Source organism: Salmonella sp. SSDFZ69 (genome assembly GCF_004010755.1).
GTDB lineage: Bacteria > Pseudomonadota > Gammaproteobacteria > Enterobacterales > Enterobacteriaceae > Salmonella > Salmonella enterica.
Genome location: NZ_CP034831.1, coordinates 1,182,023 through 1,202,332 on the forward strand (window position 1 = coordinate 1,182,023; position 20,310 = coordinate 1,202,332).

12 protein-coding genes, 1 tRNA gene and 3 rRNA genes are annotated in these 20,310 nt (G+C 53.0%); 10 read left to right on the forward strand and 6 right to left on the reverse strand.

All coding sequences use genetic code 11. The features are described from left to right. Positions 1-63: 63 nt before the first annotated feature. From rluD to EOS98_RS05925, 9 genes are all read left to right on the forward strand, one after another. Positions 64-1,044 (forward strand): 23S rRNA pseudouridine(1911/1915/1917) synthase RluD, encoded by a 981-nt coding sequence (gene rluD, locus EOS98_RS05880; protein WP_000079130.1) that lies wholly within the window; start codon positions 64-66, stop codon positions 1,042-1,044. Beyond that, positions 1,041-1,772 carry a purine nucleoside phosphorylase YfiH gene (yfiH, locus tag EOS98_RS05885; RefSeq protein WP_000992639.1) on the forward strand — a complete coding sequence of 244 codons (732 nt, stop codon included), beginning with the start codon at positions 1,041-1,043 and terminating at the stop codon, positions 1,770-1,772. The genes rluD and yfiH overlap by 4 nt, the downstream gene beginning before the upstream one ends. A gap of 129 nt (positions 1,773-1,901) precedes the next feature. Beyond that, a complete protein-coding gene (gene clpB / locus EOS98_RS05890) occupies positions 1,902-4,475 on the forward strand; it encodes an ATP-dependent chaperone ClpB (RefSeq protein ID WP_001235092.1) in 2,574 nt (857 codons plus the stop codon). Positions 4,476-4,929: 454 nt separating this feature from the next. Next, a 16S ribosomal RNA gene (locus EOS98_RS05895) occupies positions 4,930-6,471 on the forward strand. Positions 6,472-6,556: 85 nt separating this feature from the next. Next, a tRNA-Glu gene (locus EOS98_RS05900) sits at positions 6,557-6,632 on the forward strand. 232 nt (positions 6,633-6,864) lie between these two features. After that, a 23S ribosomal RNA gene (locus EOS98_RS05905) occupies positions 6,865-9,873 on the forward strand. 197 nt (positions 9,874-10,070) lie between these two features. Beyond that, positions 10,071-10,186, forward strand: a 5S ribosomal RNA gene (gene rrf, locus EOS98_RS05910). The 16S, 23S and 5S rRNA genes sit together here with 1 tRNA gene alongside, the layout of an rRNA operon. A 424-nt stretch (positions 10,187-10,610) precedes the next feature. Further along, complete coding sequence (locus tag EOS98_RS05920; protein WP_000985648.1) at positions 10,611-11,066, forward strand: DUF4385 domain-containing protein; 456 nt, start codon at positions 10,611-10,613, stop codon at positions 11,064-11,066. Positions 11,067-11,169: 103 nt separating this feature from the next. Next, positions 11,170-12,471, forward strand: coding sequence for an MFS transporter (locus EOS98_RS05925; RefSeq protein WP_126523906.1), 1,302 nt, complete (start codon positions 11,170-11,172; stop codon positions 12,469-12,471). Here EOS98_RS05925 and EOS98_RS05930 read toward each other — a convergent pair. The 5 genes from EOS98_RS05930 to trxC form a co-directional block, all read right to left on the reverse strand. After that, on the reverse strand, positions 12,468-12,791 hold the full coding sequence (locus EOS98_RS05930) for a YfiM family lipoprotein (protein ID WP_023249612.1): 324 nt from the start codon (positions 12,789-12,791) through the stop codon (positions 12,468-12,470). The two genes, EOS98_RS05925 and EOS98_RS05930, sit on opposite strands and share 4 nt — an antisense overlap. Positions 12,792-12,835: 44 nt before the next feature. Next, on the reverse strand, positions 12,836-14,191 hold the full coding sequence (gene pssA / locus EOS98_RS05935; RefSeq protein ID WP_000949286.1) for a CDP-diacylglycerol--serine O-phosphatidyltransferase: 1,356 nt from the start codon (positions 14,189-14,191) through the stop codon (positions 12,836-12,838). Between the two features lie 114 nt (positions 14,192-14,305). Beyond that, positions 14,306-16,966, reverse strand: coding sequence for a protein lysine acetyltransferase (gene pat, locus EOS98_RS05940; RefSeq protein WP_126523907.1), 2,661 nt, complete (start codon positions 16,964-16,966; stop codon positions 14,306-14,308). A 53-nt stretch (positions 16,967-17,019) separates the two neighbouring features. Then, complete coding sequence (gene tapT, locus EOS98_RS05945) at positions 17,020-17,700, reverse strand: tRNA-uridine aminocarboxypropyltransferase (protein ID WP_126523908.1); 681 nt, start codon at positions 17,698-17,700, stop codon at positions 17,020-17,022. A 72-nt stretch (positions 17,701-17,772) separates the two neighbouring features. Further along, on the reverse strand, positions 17,773-18,192 hold the full coding sequence (gene trxC / locus EOS98_RS05950) for a thioredoxin TrxC (RefSeq protein WP_001098732.1): 420 nt from the start codon (positions 18,190-18,192) through the stop codon (positions 17,773-17,775). A gap of 203 nt (positions 18,193-18,395) precedes the next feature. On the opposite strand from trxC, the gene EOS98_RS05955 reads away from it, so the two are divergent. Beyond that, entirely contained in the window at positions 18,396-19,433 is a 1,038-nt protein-coding gene (locus tag EOS98_RS05955) for a tRNA/rRNA methyltransferase (protein ID WP_000997368.1), read from the forward strand. Positions 19,434-19,548: 115 nt separating this feature from the next. Here EOS98_RS05955 and ung read toward each other — a convergent pair whose 3' ends face one another. Then, complete coding sequence (gene ung, locus EOS98_RS05960) at positions 19,549-20,238, reverse strand: uracil-DNA glycosylase (RefSeq protein WP_000179978.1); 690 nt, start codon at positions 20,236-20,238, stop codon at positions 19,549-19,551. Positions 20,239-20,310: the final 72 nt, after the last annotated feature.

The window sequence follows — 20,310 nt, forward strand, 5'->3', positions numbered from 1 at the left end:
ACAATAGCACACTATATTAAACGGCAAAGCCGTAAAACCCAACGTTAAACGAAGAAGCTGTATATGGCACAACGAGTACAACTCACCGCAACGGTCTCCGAAAACCAACTCGGTCAACGCTTAGATCAGGCTTTGGCCGAAATGTTCCCGGATTATTCACGTTCGCGTATAAAAGAATGGATTTTGAATCAGCGCGTGTTGGTCAATGGTCAACTTTGCGATAAGCCAAAAGAAAAAGTGTTAGGCGGCGAGCGGGTGGCTATTGATGCGGAGATCGACGAAGAGATTCGTTTTGAAGCGCAGGATATCCCGTTAGATATTGTTTATGAAGATGACGATATTCTGGTTATCAACAAACCACGCGATCTGGTGGTACATCCTGGCGCGGGTAACCCGGATGGTACGGTACTGAACGCGTTGCTACATTATTATCCGCCGATTGCGGATGTTCCGCGCGCGGGCATTGTGCATCGTCTGGATAAGGACACGACGGGTCTGATGGTGGTGGCCAAAACCGTTCCGGCGCAAACGCGCCTGGTGGAGTCTTTGCAGCTGCGCGAGATTACCCGCGAATATGAAGCGGTCGCGATCGGACATATGACGGCGGGAGGAACGGTGAATGAACCCATCAGTCGTCACCCGACCAAACGTACCCATATGTCGGTGCATCCCATGGGCAAACCGGCGGTGACCCACTACCGCATTATGGAACATTTCCGTGTGCACACGCGTCTTAGGCTGCGTCTGGAGACTGGGCGTACGCACCAGATCCGCGTGCATATGGCGCATATTACGCACCCGTTAGTGGGCGATCAGGTCTACGGTGGTCGTCCACGTCCACCGAAAGGCGCATCGGAAGAATTTATTTCCACGCTGCGTAAGTTTGACCGCCAGGCGCTGCATGCAACGATGCTGCGTCTCTACCATCCTGTATCGGGTATCGAAATGGAGTGGCACGCGCCGATTCCACAGGATATGGTGGACCTTATCGATGCGATGCGCGCCGATTTCGAAGATCATAAAGATGATGTGGACTGGTTATGAATGCACTGATTGTCCCGCAGTGGCCGCTGCCGAAAGGCGTCGCAGCCTGTAGTTCTACCCGTATTGGCGGGGTGAGTTTACCGCCTTACGATTCGTTGAATCTGGGCGCGCATTGCGGCGATAACCCGGAGCATGTTGAAGAGAACCGCAAGCGTCTGTTTGCGGCGGGCAATCTGCCTTCGAAACCTGTCTGGCTTGAACAGGTTCACGGTAAAAATGTGTTGAGGCTTACCGGGGAACCTTATGCCTCCAAACGTGCGGATGCGTCTTACAGCAATACGCCAGGAACCGTCTGCGCGGTAATGACGGCAGACTGCCTGCCTGTGCTATTCTGTAACCGTGAGGGAACAGAAGTGGCGGCGGCTCATGCGGGCTGGCGCGGATTATGTGAAGGCGTACTGGAGGAAACTGTCACCTGCTTTGCTGACAAACCAGAAAATATCATCGCCTGGTTAGGTCCGGCGATCGGCCCGACCGCGTTTGAAGTGGGGCCGGAAGTGCGTGACGCATTTTTAGCAAAAGATGCGCAAGCCGATAGCGCATTTTTGCCGCACGGGGAAAAATTTCTGGCGGATATTTATCAGCTTGCACGCCAACGTCTGGCGAATACCGGCGTTGAACATGTCTATGGCGGGGATCGCTGCACCTTTAGCGAAAGTGAGACTTTCTTCTCTTATCGTCGCGACAAGACGACAGGTCGTATGGCAAGTTTTATTTGGCTGATATAACCTAAAGAATCAAGACGATCCGGTACGGGTAACTTTCTTTTCACATAATTCAGGTCATTCACCTTGAATAATTGAGGGATGACCTCATTTAATCTCCAGTAGCAATTTTGACCTGTTATGGGAGGAGTTATGCGTCTGGATCGTCTTACTAACAAATTCCAGCTTGCTCTTGCCGATGCCCAGTCGCTTGCGCTGGGGCACGACAACCAATTCATCGAACCTCTTCATTTAATGAGTGCCTTGCTGAACCAGGAAGGGGGATCGATACGTCCTTTATTAACCTCCGCCGGCATTAATGCTGGCCAGTTGCGCACCGCTATCGATCAGGCGCTGAGCCGTTTACCGCAGGTGGAAGGCACCGGCGGCGACGTACAGCCTTCTTCGGAACTGGTACGCGTACTGAACCTTTGCGACAAGCTGGCGCAAAAACGGGGGGACAATTTTATTTCGTCAGAGCTGTTTGTTCTGGCGGCGCTTGAGTCTCGCGGCACGTTAACCGATCTGCTGAAATCAGCCGGTGCGACCACGGCCAATATCACTCAGGCAATTGAACAGATGCGCGGAGGTGAAAGCGTGAACGATCAAGGGGCTGAAGACCAACGTCAGGCCTTGAAAAAATATACCGTCGATCTGACCGAGCGGGCTGAACAAGGTAAGCTTGACCCGGTAATTGGTCGTGATGAAGAAATTCGCCGTACCATTCAGGTACTGCAACGTCGTACTAAAAACAACCCGGTGTTAATCGGTGAGCCTGGGGTCGGTAAAACGGCAATTGTTGAAGGGCTGGCGCAGCGCATTATTAATGGTGAAGTTCCTGAAGGCTTAAAAGGCCGCCGCGTACTGGCGCTGGATATGGGCGCGCTGGTGGCCGGGGCGAAATATCGCGGCGAATTTGAAGAGCGTCTGAAAGGCGTGCTGAACGATCTGGCAAAACAGGAAGGCAACGTCATCCTGTTTATTGACGAGCTGCACACCATGGTTGGCGCAGGTAAGGCTGATGGCGCAATGGACGCCGGGAATATGCTGAAACCGGCGCTGGCGCGTGGTGAACTGCACTGTGTGGGCGCCACCACGCTGGATGAATACCGTCAGTACATTGAAAAAGACGCGGCGCTGGAACGTCGTTTTCAAAAAGTGTTTGTCGCAGAACCTTCAGTGGAAGACACCATTGCTATTCTGCGTGGCCTGAAAGAACGTTACGAGCTGCACCACCATGTGCAGATCACTGACCCGGCGATTGTGGCGGCGGCAACATTGTCTCATCGCTATATCGCCGACCGTCAGTTGCCGGATAAAGCTATCGACCTCATCGATGAAGCGGCATCCAGCATTCGTATGCAGATTGACTCTAAGCCGGAGGAGCTGGACAGACTCGACCGCCGCATTATTCAGCTCAAACTGGAACAGCAGGCGTTGATGAAAGAGTCTGACGAGGCGAGTAAAAAACGTCTCGATATGCTGAATGAAGAACTGGACGATAAAGAGCGTCAGTATTCTGAGTTAGAAGAAGAGTGGAAAGCGGAAAAAGCGTCGCTCTCTGGTACGCAAACTATTAAAGCGGAGCTGGAGCAGGCGAAGATTGCCATCGAGCAGGCGCGTCGCGTTGGCGACCTGGCGCGAATGTCTGAATTGCAGTACGGCAAAATTCCGGAGCTGGAAAAACAGTTGGAAGCCGCGACCCAGTCGGAAGGTAAAACCATGCGTCTGTTACGTAACAAAGTAACGGATGCGGAAATTGCCGAAGTGCTGGCGCGCTGGACCGGTATTCCGGTTGCCAGAATGCTGGAAGGCGAACGTGAAAAACTGTTGCGTATGGAACAAGAGTTACACAGCCGTGTGATCGGGCAGAATGAAGCCGTTGAAGCAGTATCGAACGCCATACGTCGTAGCCGCGCGGGGCTGTCCGATCCGAACCGTCCGATTGGTTCCTTCCTGTTCCTTGGGCCGACGGGGGTCGGTAAAACCGAACTGTGTAAAGCGCTGGCTAACTTTATGTTCGACAGCGACGACGCGATGGTGCGTATCGATATGTCTGAGTTTATGGAGAAACACTCCGTGTCTCGTTTGGTCGGGGCGCCTCCGGGATATGTCGGCTATGAAGAAGGCGGTTATTTGACGGAAGCGGTACGCCGTCGTCCTTATTCCGTCATCTTGTTGGATGAAGTAGAAAAAGCGCATCCGGATGTATTCAACATTCTGTTGCAGGTGCTGGACGACGGTCGGCTGACTGACGGGCAGGGGAGAACGGTCGACTTCCGTAATACGGTGGTCATTATGACTTCTAACCTCGGTTCCGATCTCATTCAGGAGCGCTTTGGCGAACTGGATTACGGTCGAATGAAAGAGATGGTGCTGGGTGTGGTTAGCCAAAACTTCCGTCCGGAATTTATCAACCGTATTGATGAAGTTGTGGTATTCCATCCGTTAGGTGAGCAACACATCGCTTCTATTGCTCAGATCCAGCTGCAGCGTCTGTACAAACGTCTGGAAGAACGTGGTTATGAAATCCACATCTCCGACGAGGCGCTGAAACTGTTGAGCGCCAACGGTTACGATCCGGTCTACGGGGCGCGTCCGTTAAAACGTGCTATTCAACAGCAGATCGAAAACCCACTGGCGCAGCAAATCCTGTCTGGTGAACTGGTTCCTGGCAAAGTGATTCGCCTTGAAGCCAATGATGATCGTATTGTGGCAGTGCAGTAAGTCACAAATTTGAATAAAACGGGCCCTGACGGGCTCGTTTTTGTTTAAAAACCAGGCGAAAATAGGCTTTTGGTTCAAATGTTGTTTGAAAAGTGAACGGTTGAGCTTTTTTTTTGCATTTAGGTCTTGTCAGGCTCTAATAACTCCCTATAATGCGCCACCACTGACACGGAACAACGGCATACAGGCCGCCGGGTCAGAAAGACTTCGTTAAGAAGTCTGTGAGGAAAGCGAAAATAAAGGCTTGACTCAAAAAGAGGAAAGCGTAATATACGCCACCTCGCAACGGTGAGCGAAAGCCGCGTTGCACTGCTCTTTAACAATTTATCAGACAATCTGTGTGGGCACTCGAAGATACGGATTCTTGACGTCCTAGGACGAAAAATGAATACCAAGTCTCAAGAGTGAACACGTAATTCATTACGAAGTTTAATTCTTTGAGCATCAAACTTTTAAATTGAAGAGTTTGATCATGGCTCAGATTGAACGCTGGCGGCAGGCCTAACACATGCAAGTCGAACGGTAACAGGAAGCAGCTTGCTGCTTTGCTGACGAGTGGCGGACGGGTGAGTAATGTCTGGGAAACTGCCTGATGGAGGGGGATAACTACTGGAAACGGTGGCTAATACCGCATAACGTCGCAAGACCAAAGAGGGGGACCTTCGGGCCTCTTGCCATCAGATGTGCCCAGATGGGATTAGCTAGTTGGTGAGGTAACGGCTCACCAAGGCGACGATCCCTAGCTGGTCTGAGAGGATGACCAGCCACACTGGAACTGAGACACGGTCCAGACTCCTACGGGAGGCAGCAGTGGGGAATATTGCACAATGGGCGCAAGCCTGATGCAGCCATGCCGCGTGTATGAAGAAGGCCTTCGGGTTGTAAAGTACTTTCAGCGGGGAGGAAGGTGTTGTGGTTAATAACCGCAGCAATTGACGTTACCCGCAGAAGAAGCACCGGCTAACTCCGTGCCAGCAGCCGCGGTAATACGGAGGGTGCAAGCGTTAATCGGAATTACTGGGCGTAAAGCGCACGCAGGCGGTCTGTCAAGTCGGATGTGAAATCCCCGGGCTCAACCTGGGAACTGCATTCGAAACTGGCAGGCTTGAGTCTTGTAGAGGGGGGTAGAATTCCAGGTGTAGCGGTGAAATGCGTAGAGATCTGGAGGAATACCGGTGGCGAAGGCGGCCCCCTGGACAAAGACTGACGCTCAGGTGCGAAAGCGTGGGGAGCAAACAGGATTAGATACCCTGGTAGTCCACGCCGTAAACGATGTCTACTTGGAGGTTGTGCCCTTGAGGCGTGGCTTCCGGAGCTAACGCGTTAAGTAGACCGCCTGGGGAGTACGGCCGCAAGGTTAAAACTCAAATGAATTGACGGGGGCCCGCACAAGCGGTGGAGCATGTGGTTTAATTCGATGCAACGCGAAGAACCTTACCTGGTCTTGACATCCACAGAAGAATCCAGAGATGGATTTGTGCCTTCGGGAACTGTGAGACAGGTGCTGCATGGCTGTCGTCAGCTCGTGTTGTGAAATGTTGGGTTAAGTCCCGCAACGAGCGCAACCCTTATCCTTTGTTGCCAGCGGTCCGGCCGGGAACTCAAAGGAGACTGCCAGTGATAAACTGGAGGAAGGTGGGGATGACGTCAAGTCATCATGGCCCTTACGACCAGGGCTACACACGTGCTACAATGGCGCATACAAAGAGAAGCGACCTCGCGAGAGCAAGCGGACCTCATAAAGTGCGTCGTAGTCCGGATTGGAGTCTGCAACTCGACTCCATGAAGTCGGAATCGCTAGTAATCGTGGATCAGAATGCCACGGTGAATACGTTCCCGGGCCTTGTACACACCGCCCGTCACACCATGGGAGTGGGTTGCAAAAGAAGTAGGTAGCTTAACCTTCGGGAGGGCGCTTACCACTTTGTGATTCATGACTGGGGTGAAGTCGTAACAAGGTAACCGTAGGGGAACCTGCGGTTGGATCACCTCCTTACCTTAAAGAAGCGTACTTTGCAGTGCTCACACAGATTGTCTGATGAAAAGTGAATAGCAAGGCGTCTTGCGATTGAGACTTCAGTGTCCCCTTCGTCTAGAGGCCCAGGACACCGCCCTTTCACGGCGGTAACAGGGGTTCGAATCCCCTAGGGGACGCCAGCGTTCAAACTGATGAGGTCAAACCTCCAGGGGACGCCACTTGCTGGTTTGTGAGTGAAAGTCACCTGCCTTAATATCTCAAAACTGACTTACGAGTCACGTTTGAGATATTTGCTCTTTAAAAATCTGGATCAAGCTGAAAATTGAAACACAGAACAACGAAAGTTGTTCGTGAGTCTCTCAAATTTTCGCAACACGATGATGAATCGAAAGAAACATCTTCGGGTTGTGAGGTTAAGCGACTAAGCGTACACGGTGGATGCCCTGGCAGTCAGAGGCGATGAAGGGCGTGCTAATCTGCGATAAGCGCCGGTAAGGTGATATGAACCGTTATAACCGGCGATACCCGAATGGGGAAACCCAGTGTGATTCGTCACACTATCATTAACTGAATCCATAGGTTAATGAGGCGAACCGGGGGAACTGAAACATCTAAGTACCCCGAGGAAAAGAAATCAACCGAGATTCCCCCAGTAGCGGCGAGCGAACGGGGAGGAGCCCAGAGCCTGAATCAGCATGTGTGTTAGTGGAAGCGTCTGGAAAGGCGCGCGATACAGGGTGACAGCCCCGTACACAAAAGCGCATGTGCTGTGAGCTCGATGAGTAGGGCGGGACACGTGGTATCCTGTCTGAATATGGGGGGACCATCCTCCAAGGCTAAATACTCCTGACTGACCGATAGTGAACCAGTACCGTGAGGGAAAGGCGAAAAGAACCCCGGCGAGGGGAGTGAAAAAGAACCTGAAACCGTGTACGTACAAGCAGTGGGAGCCCCACCACTAAGCCAGTGGTGAACTCCACATACGCATCCTTTGCTGAGGATACGGTTAACGGAGCGAAAGCGACGTTCAACCTCAAAAGAAGCAGAGGGGGCTTAGTGGTGGGGTGACTGCGTACCTTTTGTATAATGGGTCAGCGACTTATATTCTGTAGCAAGGTTAACCGAATAGGGGAGCCGGAGGGAAACCGAGTCTTAACCGGGCGTTAAGTTGCAGGGTATAGACCCGAAACCCGGTGATCTAGCCATGGGCAGGTTGAAGGTTGGGTAACACTAACTGGAGGACCGAACCGACTAATGTTGAAAAATTAGCGGATGACCTGTGGCTGGGGGTGAAAGGCCAATCAAACCGGGAGATAGCTGGTTCTCCCCGAAAGCTATTTAGGTAGCGCCTCGTGAATTCATCTCCGGGGGTAGAGCACTGTTTCGGCTAGGGGGGCATCCCGACTTACCAACCCGATGCAAACTGCGAATACCGGAGAATGTTATCACGGGAGACACACGGCGGGTGCTAACGTCCGTCGTGAAGAGGGAAACAACCCAGACCGCCAGCTAAGGTCCCAAAGTCATGGTTAAGTGGGAAACGATGTGGGAAGGCCCAGACAGCCAGGATGTTGGCTTAGAAGCAGCCATCATTTAAAGAAAGCGTAATAGCTCACTGGTCGAGTCGGCCTGCGCGGAAGATGTAACGGGGCTAAACCATGCACCGAAGCTGCGGCAGCGACACTATGTGTTGTTGGGTAGGGGAGCGTTCTGTAAGCCTGCGAAGGTGTCTCGTGAGGGATGCTGGAGGTATCAGAAGTGCGAATGCTGACATAAGTAACGATAATGCGGGTGAAAAACCCGCACGCCGGAAGACCAAGGGTTCCTGTCCAACGTTAATCGGGGCAGGGTGAGTCGACCCCTAAGGCGAGGCCGAAAGGCGTAGTCGATGGGAAACAGGTTAATATTCCTGTACTTGGTGTTACTGCGAAGGGGGGACGGAGAAGGCTATGTTAGCCGGGCGACGGTTGTCCCGGTTTAAGCATGTAGGCGGAGGTTCCAGGTAAATCCGGTACCTTATTAACGCTGAGGTGTGATGACGAGGCACTACGGTGCTGAAGTAACAAATGCCCTGCTTCCAGGAAAAGCCTCTAAGCATCAGGTAACATCAAATCGTACCCCAAACCGACACAGGTGGTCAGGTAGAGAATACCAAGGCGCTTGAGAGAACTCGGGTGAAGGAACTAGGCAAAATGGTGCCGTAACTTCGGGAGAAGGCACGCTGATATGTAGGTGAAGTGGTTTACCCATGGAGCTGAAATCAGTCGAAGATACCAGCTGGCTGCAACTGTTTATTAAAAACACAGCACTGTGCAAACACGAAAGTGGACGTATACGGTGTGACGCCTGCCCGGTGCCGGAAGGTTAATTGATGGGGTTATCCGTAAGGAGAAGCTCTTGATCGAAGCCCCGGTAAACGGCGGCCGTAACTATAACGGTCCTAAGGTAGCGAAATTCCTTGTCGGGTAAGTTCCGACCTGCACGAATGGCGTAATGATGGCCAGGCTGTCTCCACCCGAGACTCAGTGAAATTGAACTCGCTGTGAAGATGCAGTGTACCCGCGGCAAGACGGAAAGACCCCGTGAACCTTTACTATAGCTTGACACTGAACACTGGTCCTTGATGTGCAGGATAGGTGGGAGGCTTTGAAGCGCGGACGCCAGTTCGTGTGGAGCCATCCTTGAAATACCACCCTTTAATGGCTGGTGTTCTAACGTAGACCCGTGATCCGGGTTGCGGACAGTGTCTGGTGGGTAGTTTGACTGGGGCGGTCTCCTCCTAAAGAGTAACGGAGGAGCACGAAGGTTAGCTAATCCTGGTCGGACATCAGGAGGTTAGTGCAAAGGCATAAGCTAGCTTGACTGCGAGCGTGACGGCGCGAGCAGGTGCGAAAGCAGGTCTTAGTGATCCGGTGGTTCTGAATGGAAGGGCCATCGCTCAACGGATAAAAGGTACTCCGGGGATAACAGGCTGATACCGCCCAAGAGTTCATATCGACGGCGGTGTTTGGCACCTCGATGTCGGCTCATCACATCCTGGGGCTGAAGTAGGTCCCAAGGGTATGGCTGTTCGCCATTTAAAGTGGTACGCGAGCTGGGTTTAGAACGTCGTGAGACAGTTCGGTCCCTATCTGCCGTGGGCGCTGGAGAACTGAGGGGGGCTGCTCCTAGTACGAGAGGACCGGAGTGGACGCATCACTGGTGTTCGGGTTGTCATGCCAATGGCACTGCCCGGTAGCTAAATGCGGAAGAGATAAGTGCTGAAAGCATCTAAGCACGAAACTTGCCCCGAGATGAGTTCTCCCTGAGACTTAGAGTCTCCTGAAGGAACGTTGAAGACGACGACGTTGATAGGCCGGGTGTGTAAGCGCAGCGATGCGTTGAGCTAACCGGTACTAATGAACCGTGAGGCTTAACCTTACAACGCCGAAGATGTTTTGGCGGATTGAGAGACGATTTTCAGCTTTGATTACAGATTTTCGGGAACGAAAGATTTTACGCTGAGGCAAGGCGGCAAATGAAGGAAAGGAAGGAGCATACTGAAGTATGTGACTGACTTTGCGAATGCAGCCAACGCAGCATCGGTGTAAAAGATTTGTTTCCGGCAACAGAATTTGCCTGGCGGCCGTAGCGCGGTGGTCCCACCTGACCCCATGCCGAACTCAGAAGTGAAACGCCGTAGCGCCGATGGTAGTGTGGGGTCTCCCCATGCGAGAGTAGGGAACTGCCAGGCATCAAATAAAACGAAGGGCCCTGTCGGAAGACAGGGCCTTTTGTTTTATCTGTGGTCTGCCGGTGAGCACTCTCCTGAGGAGGAGAAATCCGCCGGGAGCGGATTTGAACGTTGCGCAGCAACGGCCCGTAGGGTGGCGGGCAGGACGCCCGCCATAAACTGCCAGGCATCAGACAAGTGAAGAAGCCCATCCTGACGGACGGGCTTTTTTGCGTGTGCGGTAACTGTAAAAATGTAGGCCTGATAAGCGCAGCGCCATCAGGCAACCGGCACCGCCGGATGGCGGCTCCGCCTTATTCGGCCCACAGGAATTATCCCGCCTACGAAGCTGGTGCTCTTGTAGAACCGATAAGAGCACAACCCACCCAATCGTTAACGATGAACTATCCTTTACACGTGCTTATATAAGCAGTGAGGATTTTCATTGGCTATCAAACCTTTTAACTACCAGCAAGACTTTTCCAGCATTGACTTCCGCCAGCAGCCTGAATTGTATCAGGTTGGACGAGGAGAGCAGGGGGGGCTACTGGTTGAACCCTACAAAAGCGAAATTCTTCCTTTCTGGCGCTATAAAGATGAAGCATCGGCGATGAAATCCGCAGAACAGATCTACCAGTTGTTCGAAGCTTACCGGCAGCAGGATGATTTCGTTGGTATGGACATGGCGCGTAAATTTATTCAGATGGGATACACCCGCGCCAGGCGATACGCTAACTATAAAGGCGGTAAAAAGTATGCAGAAGACGGCAGCCTGAATACACGGGGTAATGATCCTATTAAGGCCGCGGCGGCAACGGTTTTCAAAGGTTGGTGGGATAAAATTCGTCAGGACGAAGACTATCTGAAACGGAAACGCCAGCATCAGGCACGGTGGGGATAAAAATTAGCAAACAAATAATTAACACTTTATTTACTTTTGGGTCTCGCGTAATCTGAATCTCCAAAATAAAAGGCCGATTAAGCCTGGCAACAAGGAGAACAGTATGGCAGAAATTATTCAGCGTATAGATAAAAACAACGCTGAGGCTCCGGAGATGCGGCGACGCATATGGGCTATCGTGGGGGCCTCTTCCGGAAACTTAGTGGAATGGTTTGATTTCTACGTCTACTCTTTCTGCTCGCTCTATTTTGCACATATCTTCTTTCCTTCTGGTAATACCACTACTCAGCTTTTGCAAACGGCAGGCGTCTTTGCCGCCGGTTTTTTAATGCGGCCTATCGGTGGTTGGCTGTTTGGACGCATTGCCGATCGACGCGGGCGCAAAGCCTCAATGTTGATTTCGGTGTGCATGATGTGCATGGGGTCGCTGGTGATTGCCTGCTTACCTGGTTACGATACCATCGGCACCTGGGCACCGGCGCTGCTACTTATTGCAAGGTTATTTCAGGGGCTCTCGGTAGGGGGAGAGTATGGGACCAGCGCGACATATATGAGTGAAGTTGCGCTTGAAGGTCGTAAGGGATTTTTCGCCTCGTTTCAGTACGTTACGCTTATCGGTGGCCAACTACTGGCATTGCTGGTCGTTGTGATTTTGCAGCAGGTTCTGGAGGATGCTGAGCTTCGTGCCTGGGGATGGCGTATTCCCTTTGCGCTGGGCGCCGTGCTGGCAGTTGTGGCGTTATGGCTACGTCGCCAACTGGATGAAACCTCGAAGCATGAGACTCGCGCGTTAAAAGAAGCCGGTTCGTTGAAAGGTTTGTGGCGTAATCGCAAAGCCTTTTTGATGGTGCTTGGTTTCACCGCGGCAGGCTCGCTGTGCTTTTATACTTTCACCACCTATATGCAGAAATATCTGGTAAATACAGCAGGTATGCATGCCAATGTCGCCAGCGGCATTATGACGGTCGCGCTGTGTGTTTTCATGTTGGTGCAGCCGTTATTCGGCGCGTTATCCGATAAGATTGGCAGGCGCACCTCTATGCTATGTTTTGGCGCACTCGCGACGCTTTTCACCGTTCCAATTCTCTCCGCGTTGCAGAATGTGACGTCGCCTTATGCCGCATTTGCTTTAGTGATGTGCGCGCTATTGATTGTGAGTTTCTATACCTCGATTAGCGGGATCCTGAAAGCGGAGATGTTTCCGGCGCAGGTTCGCGCCCTGGGCGTCGGTTTATCTTACGCGGTAGCAAACGCGTTATTTGGCGGCTCTGCGGAATATATCGCGCTGTCGCTAAAATCTGTCGGTATGGAGAGTTCGTTCTTCTGGTATGTTACCGCGATGGCCGTTCTGGCTTTCCTGGTTTCGTTGATGTTGCACCGTAAAGGAAAGGGCTTACGCCTTTAGTATCGCGCCATTTGCCAGATAGCGTAACCGGTTGTCGCGCCAGCGACATCCCAGACAAAATCTTTCCAGCTCCAGCCGCTGCCTTCCGGGCGGCTGTCCCAGAGTTCTTTTGAGGCTCCGAGACTCAAAGAAAACATCAGCCCTATCGCTGCGCTGCGGTCAGGGCCTACTCCCTGGTGACGCGCATACTCATTACCGGCTGCCGATAGCATCGCTGATGCCATAAAATGCTGGGCTTTATCCTGACCGCTCCAGCGGTCGTTAGCCAGATGGCTGCACCCGGAGAGAAACAACACCGTAAAAGGAATCAACACGCGCACCAGTTCACTCCTAAGAGAAAACCCCGTACAGGACGGGGCTTCGATTACAGGATACGGCTAATTAATCTGTCGATGCGGATCCGGCGCAGACGGCGAATCAATTTACGCACTTTTATCGGATAGTCGGCAATGCTCTGCAGGTCACGATAATGTTTTACGATGGTTGTGTGCGTTCGGATAAGTTCCAGCTCTTTTTCCCGCTGAGGGGCAAGCTCTTGCTTAGGATCGTGGATCAGAATGGCGTTTTCCAGATCCAGACGCCAGGCGCGGGGATTCAGATTGTTGCCGGTGAGTAGCATCCATTTATCATCTACCCACATCCCTTTCAAATGATAGGTATTGTCGTCATCTTTCCACAGACGCACCACAAGCTGATCGGTATTGACGTAATACTGTAAACGGCTCAGGAAGCGGCGCAGGTTAATCTCATAGAGATAGGGCAGCGCGCCAATGATCTTGAACGGTTCATCTTCCGGAATGTAAAAATCATTCGCGGTTTTATCGCCAACAATGATTTCGACTTTCTTTCCGTCGCGCAGTAGCTGAATAATATTCCGCACCAGTACCGCTGGTAGATTGAAGTAAGGGGTACAAATGGTGAGCTTATGCTCCGCACAGGGCATGAGATGGAAAATGGTTTTGTTCAGCAGACTGGATTTGCCAAGCCCGACCAGCGGCGTAACGGAGAGCTGCTCGTCATTAGCGTCACCCTGAAAATGATATGACGCATCCCGCAGCTCCTGACGGTATAAACGGATATCGTTTTTAATCTCCGGGCTTTTCGGACGCTGGGTATTATCCAGACGATTCACACCACGGCCATTCATCAGATTTTGCGTCACCCAGTCAAACATGATGTCTGCCATTTGCCGATTGCGAATCAGCTGGTAGCGATCGTAGCGATATTTGTCATGCTGATGGAGATAGACATCGTTCAGGCTGGCGCCGCTGTACAGGACGCTATCATCAATGATAAAGCCTTTAAAATGCAGTACGCCAAGCGCTTCTCGCGTATTAATCGGTACGCCGTAAACCGGGACATCAATGCCGGGGTTTTCCTGCGCCAGTCGGCAATACCAGTCTGCATTGGTATTCGAGGCTGCTGCGCCAATGCGCCCGCGTTGCGCGCGATGCCAGTCGACCAGCACCCTCACGTCCAGTTCAGGACGCTGCCGTTTAGCCGCATAGAGCGCGTCGAGTATACCTTTACCCCCATCGTCCTGTTCCAGATACAGGGCAACGATACAAATACGCTGCGTCGCGCTGGCGATTTTCTCCAGCAGTGTCTCCCGAAAAGTAGCAGGAGTATAAAAGAAATCTACATCATCAACTGACTGAGAAATCTTAGGGAGTTGGGCAAGGTGTTGTTGATGTTTATTACGCTTAAATTTTGACAACATCACAGTGCATTTCTTCTCTGTTCATTGAAGGGTCCTCTGTGCTATGCAGACGACATAAGCGAGCAATAATAACATCAGTACCCGTTAAAGTGGTCAACATTTCCAGTACATTACTCACGATTCATCACATTTGGCCAGATTCAGCGTCAATCCCACGATGCCCTCGTCGAGCTGAATATCGACCTGAAATCCCAGTTTTCTGGCCAGCGCGACCATGCCGCGATTGTTCGGCATCGTAATACCGTTCAGCCGCTTCAATCCGTGATCGCGAGTATAGGCAATCAATTTCTCCATTAAACGGCGTCCTAAACCCAACCCTTTGAGATCTGAACGCACCAATACGGCAAACTCGGCATCTACGTTGTCAGGATCGGAGATCGCGCGCGTTACGCCGAGGATCTCTTCAGCGTTGTCCATCCGCCTCACGGCCACAAAGGCCATTTCTCGATCGTAGTCGATCTGCGTCATGTTGGCTAAATCTTCATGGGTGAATTCGTTGATCTCGCTGAAATAACGGTAGTAAAGATCCTCTTTGGTGACCTGTGCGATGAATTGTCGCAGTTGGGGCTCATCTTCCGGCAGGATAGGACGGAACAGGCAGCGATCGCCATTTTTCATCTCCACCCACTCTTCAAGCTGGTTGGGATAGGGGCGTACCGCAAGTCGACTTTCGTTATCGCCATCAAACGGGGCAATATCCAGCGTCACATCCAGCGCGGTAAACTCACTGGCGGAAGCCAGCAGCGGATGGATATCCAGACGCTGAATTTCCGGGCAGTCGACAATCAGGTTTGAAACCTGGACCAGCAGCTGGCTTAAACCGACAATATCCAGCGGACGCAGCGCGCTACGGGCGCGAATTTTCCGCTGTTTAATGCCCTGAATCACCAGATAGCGCGCCAGATTCATGTTGAGCGGCGGCAGCGCGACGACCGCCTGCTCTTCCGGACGCCACTCTACGCCGCCTTCACCCAACATAATCAAAGGACCAAACACCGGATCGTGCTCGACCACAACACGCAGCTCCTGCGCGCCGGCGCGGTTAGCCATGCTTTGTACCAGCAAACCGTGAATCCGCGCCTGCGGCCAGGCCATCTTTACACGATCGAAAATGGCGTTCGCGGCCTGTTGTACCTCGCTTGCGGTCCGCAGGTAAAGCATGACCCCCTGAACTTCAGATTTATGCGGAATGTCGGGCGAGCGCAGCTTGAGAGCTACCGGATAGCCTATCTGTTCGGCGATATGCACCGCTTCAGCGCTGTCGCTGGCAATCCAGGTTGGGAGCGTGTGCAGCCCATAGGCGTGTAAAATCGGCTGTACCTCATGGGTATCCAGTGAGGTGGCGCCTTCCGCAATCGCCCGCTGTAACAGATTATGCGCCTCAGCGGTATTGGACGTCAGGTTACTCGGCAGCGCTGGCGTTTCCCGCAGTTGCTTCTGGTTACGCCGGTATTCCACCATATGCATAAACGCGGTAATCGTGCCTTCCGGCGTGCGGTAGGTTGGTAAGCCGGCTTCGCTGAATAGCCGTCTTGCCTCCTGAGACGAGAACTCGCCGCACCAGTTTGTCAGCAGCGTAACAAACTTGCCTCTGGGGTGGCGCTTAATCGTCTCGATCAGAGCATGGGCGCTTTCCGTACCCGGCGCGGCAGCGCTGGGAGAGTGGATAACCATAAGCGCGTCAAAATCCTGACTGGCGAGCAGGATATCCAGCGTTTTGACGTAATGTTCGCTGCTGGCGTCATCACACAGATCCAGCGGATTGGCAATATCAATGTGCGCGGGAAGCGCCTGCCGTAGTTGCAGGCAGGTCTCTTCGCTCAACGTCGCCAGCTTGCCGTTACGCGACCACAACTCATCTAACGCCAGCGCGGCAGGCGCGGCGCCATTGCTGATGATCATCAGTCTGTCGCCGCGTAGCGGACGCATATGGCTCAGTGTTTCGACGGCGGAAAAAAGCTCGTGCGTATCCTGGACTCGCAGCAGACCTGCGCGCTGGATGGCCGCATCCCACGCAGGGTCCATTCCCGCGCTGGTATTAAGTAAACGCTGGGCTGCCGGGCTTCGGCCGCTTTTAATCACCAGAATCGGTTTGTTACGTGAAGCGCTACGGGCGGCGGAAACAAAACGGCGGGCGTCGCTTAACTGTTCCAGATAGAGCAAAATTGCGCTGGTCTTGCTATCGCGCGCCAGATAGTCCAGTAGTTCATCGACATCAATATCCAGGCTATCGCCCAGCGCGATAAAGTAGGAAAAGCCCATTTCACGCTGTTGCGCCCAGTCAAGAATAGTATTGGAAACGGCGGCAGACTGGGAAATAAAAGCGAGCTTGCCCTGTTTAATCGGGACGGGAGAAAAGCTGGCATTCAGCCCTTGCCACGGCGCGAGGAGTCCAAGACTGTTTGGACCCAGCAGACGCATTTTATAATGCCGGGCACAGGCAAGAAGTTCTTCATGTTGCGACGTGGGAGCAGAAAGGATAATGCACGTTTTACACCCTTTCGCGCCAAGCGCGTCCAGTAACGCCAGGTTACGGCTGGCGTTAGTGCATAAAATAGCCAGATCGGGGGTGAAAGGAAGAATGGCGATATCCGGCCAGGCCATGACGCCTAAAACGGCTTTCCAGGCGGGCGTCACGGGAAGGACGGGGCCATTGAATCCGCCCGCCAACAAGTTACGCATCATCAGGTAACCCGCGCGGTGGGGCTTCATTGATGCGCCAATCACCGCGATCGATTTTGGTCGCAGTAGCGCTTCCAGTCCTTGCTGGCTCATACCGGTTTCCCTTACACAGAAGTGACCGGATAATTTTAAACGCTTTCGCTATTTTATGCTGTGACGTTTCCCGGATGTTGCGTTTTTCCTGCCAGATAGCGCGTTTTAAAACGGGTAAAATGTTCACCTAAACTGGTTGCCGCCTCGGTATCTCCCGCCAGATCTAACAACGCTATGGCGACTTCGGCGGTACAATATTGCCCTTCGGCATGGATTTCACGCAGACGATAAGCTGAAAGACGCGATAAATCGACGGAAATGACCGGCAGATGATCCAGATAAGGGCTTTTACGAAACATTTTACGTGCTTCGGGCCAGGTGCCGTCCAGCATAATAAACAGCGGCGGTTTCCCGGCGGGCGGGGTGGAAATGACCTCGCGCGCTTCGCCGGCGTAGGACGCAGGAAAGACCACTATCGGCTGATAATCCGGATGCCGTACCAGCTCCAGCAACGCCTGCGACGGCTCGGTACGCGACCACTGAAACGCCGCGGTATCCGGCAAAATATCGGCTATCAGTCGGCCGGTATTGCTGGGTTTCATCGGTTCAGTGTCAAACATGACCAGACAAAAACGGCTTTTCGCCTGAGAAGGCGTTAACGTATCACACAGGCAAGATTTTAGCGGCAGCAGGCAGCGTTGACAGCGGCGAACCCGATTGCCTCTGGCAAGAAAAGGGCGAGTAGCGCGCGCAAGCCGTTCGGCGCGTAACTGAAGTACAGCGTTATTGGTCATAGAAAGCGTTTGCGGAGAAAAACGCTATTGTGGCAGAGGTGAAAACGGGGCACAAGATGCGCCCCGTGGCGTTTACAGCGCTTCGTTCAGCCAGCTGTCGAAAGGCGCTTTAGGCACTGCGCCATTAAGCATATCGACCACCTGTCCATGTTTAAAAATCATAATCGTCGGGATGCTGCGGATACCGAAACGGGCGCTGAGTTCCCGTTCCGCCTCGGTATTCACTTTGACGAAACGGACTTTACCGCTGCGCTCTTCTGCGACATCCTCGAAGATTGGCGCAAAGTTACGGCAAGGGCCGCACCAGGGGGCCCAAAAGTCGATCACCACTGGAAGATCGTCCTTCAACAGTTTGTCCAGCGTTTCGCCGGTCGCATTAATGACTTCTCCGTCAAACAACTCATGACCGCAGCGTCCACATTTTGCCGCGTCCTGAAGCCGATCGTCGGGGATGCGGTTAATGGCCTGACAATGGGTACAAACGGTGTTCATAGCTAACCTCTGAATACGTCGGAAGACGTCCCGCTACGCGCGGGATGTTTCTATAATGTTACATATTATCGAGGAGTCTGTGCTAAACAACAATGTGTTTTATTCAATGAGTACAATAGTCGCAAGCTTTTAAACGAAATCATGGCTAACCGGATGCACATCGGGTAATCTTCGCGCTTCGCGCAGCGCTGGTGGAGAAAAGCATGAACGATGAATTAAAAAACAAAAGCGGCAAAGTCAAAGTGATGTATGTCCGTAGTGATGATGACTCTGATAAACGCACCCATAACCCGCGTACCGGGAAAGGGGGAGGCCGCCCAGCAAAGTCTCGCACTGACGGTGGACGTCGCCCCGCCCGTGATGAGCGAAATAATCAGAGCCGTGACCGTAAACATGAAACTTCGCCGTGGCGCACCGTGTCCCGCGCGCCAGGCGATGAAACTCCTGAGAAAGTCGATCATGGTGGTATTAGCGGTAAAAGTTTTATCGACCCTGAAGTTTTGCGTCGCCAGCGTGCGGAAGAGACACGCGTCTACGGTGAAAACGCCTGCCAGGCGCTATTCCAGAGCCGTCCTGACGCCATCGTGCGCGCATGGTTTATCCAAAGCGTGACCCCGCGTTTTAAAGAGGCGCTGCGCTGGATGGCGGCGAATCGTAAAGCCTACCATGTGGTGGATGAAGCCGAACTGGCAAAAGCTTCCGGCACCGAGCACCACGGTGGCGTGTGTTTCCTGATTAAAAAGCGTAACGGTACGACCGTTAAGCAATGGGTAAAGCAGGCGGCGGATCAAGACTGCGTGCTGGCGTTGGAAGATGTCGCTAACCCGCATAATCTGGGCGGCATGATGCGTAGCTGCGCGCACTTCGGCGTGAAAGGCGTGGTGGTACAGGATGCGGCGTTGCTGGAGTCCGGCGCGGCGATTCGTACTGCGGAAGGCGGGGCGGAGCATGTCCAGCCGATCACTGGTGAAAGCATTGTTGACGTACTGGATGATTTTCGTCAGGCGGGGTACACCGTGGTGACGACGTCCAGCGATCGCGGTCAGGCGCTCTTTAGTACGACCCTGCCGGAAAAGATGGTGCTGGTCTTAGGCCGTGAATATGACTACCTGCCGGAAGCGGCGCGCGAACCCGACGATCTGTGCGTGAAAATTAACGGCACCGGGAACGTGGAAAGCCTGAATGTGTCGGTTGCGACAGGCGTACTGCTCGCCGAGTGGTGGCGACAGAATAAAGCGTAAGGGCTGCAGCCCGGTGACGCAACGCGCGCCGGGCCAATGATGTACTTTCTACCGCCCGGTCAGACAAGGCGCTTTCGCGCCGTTATCCGGGCGATAAAACGGCGAGTCGCCAACGTTATTCACTCTCAGCCGGTAATACTGGCGTCCAGTCGATAGTTTTCTCGCCGTGTTGTTCCAGCCATTGGTTCGTTAGCGCAAAATGGTTACAGCCAAAAAATCCGCGGTGCGCAGAGAGTGGCGAGGGATGCGGAGCTTTCAGAATATGGTGGCGCTGTGGATCAATAATCGCGCCTTTCTTCTGGGCGTGCGAGCCCCACAGCAGGAAGACGACCCCTTCGCGGTGTTGGTTAATCAGGCTTATCACTTTATCCGTAAAGGTTTCCCACCCCAGGCTGGCATGAGAGTGCGCCTGGCCTGCCCGTACCGTGAGCACCGTATTCAGTAACAGTACGCCCTGGCGCGCCCAGCTTTCCAGATAACCGTGCGCGGGGCGAACAAAGCCGGGAATGGAGGCTTCCAGCTCTTTGTACATATTCACTAATGACGGCGGGGGAGCGATCCCAGGACGCACGGAAAACGCCAGACCATGTGCCTGGCCGGGGCCGTGGTAAGGATCTTGTCCCAGGATCACCACCTTAACGTCGCCCAGTTCCGTGAAGCGAAAGGCGTTAAACACATCTTTTTGCGGCGGGTAGACCGTGATACCCGACTGACGCTCGCCAGCAACAGTGTGAAGCGTATTGATAAAGTAAGGTTGCTGTTTCTCATCAGCCAGCACATCGTGCCAGGTTAACTCAGTCGCCATCTCGCTCTCCTGCGAATTTCCAGTTCCCTTAGCTTAACTGCTTCTTTCTGCAGTGCAAAATCCTGCGTGCTA

Excerpts from the sequence above, each read along its gene's own strand:
- rluD (WP_000079130.1), top strand. The coding sequence starts at position 64 with ATGGCACAACGAGTACAACTCACCGCAACGGTCTCCGAAAACCAACTC.
- yfiH (WP_000992639.1), top strand. The coding sequence starts at position 1,041 with ATGAATGCACTGATTGTCCCGCAGTGGCCGCTGCCGAAAGGCGTCGCA.
- clpB (WP_001235092.1), top strand. The coding sequence starts at position 1,902 with ATGCGTCTGGATCGTCTTACTAACAAATTCCAGCTTGCTCTTGCCGAT.
- EOS98_RS05925 (WP_126523906.1), top strand. The coding sequence starts at position 11,170 with ATGGCAGAAATTATTCAGCGTATAGATAAAAACAACGCTGAGGCTCCG.
- pssA (WP_000949286.1), bottom strand. The coding sequence starts at position 14,191 with ATGTTGTCAAAATTTAAGCGTAATAAACATCAACAACACCTTGCCCAA.
- pat (WP_126523907.1), bottom strand. The coding sequence starts at position 16,966 with ATGAGCCAGCAAGGACTGGAAGCGCTACTGCGACCAAAATCGATCGCG.
- tapT (WP_126523908.1), bottom strand. The coding sequence starts at position 17,700 with ATGACCAATAACGCTGTACTTCAGTTACGCGCCGAACGGCTTGCGCGC.
- trxC (WP_001098732.1), bottom strand. The coding sequence starts at position 18,192 with ATGAACACCGTTTGTACCCATTGTCAGGCCATTAACCGCATCCCCGAC.
- EOS98_RS05955 (WP_000997368.1), top strand. The coding sequence starts at position 18,396 with ATGAACGATGAATTAAAAAACAAAAGCGGCAAAGTCAAAGTGATGTAT.
- ung (WP_000179978.1), bottom strand. The coding sequence starts at position 20,238 with ATGGCGACTGAGTTAACCTGGCACGATGTGCTGGCTGATGAGAAACAG.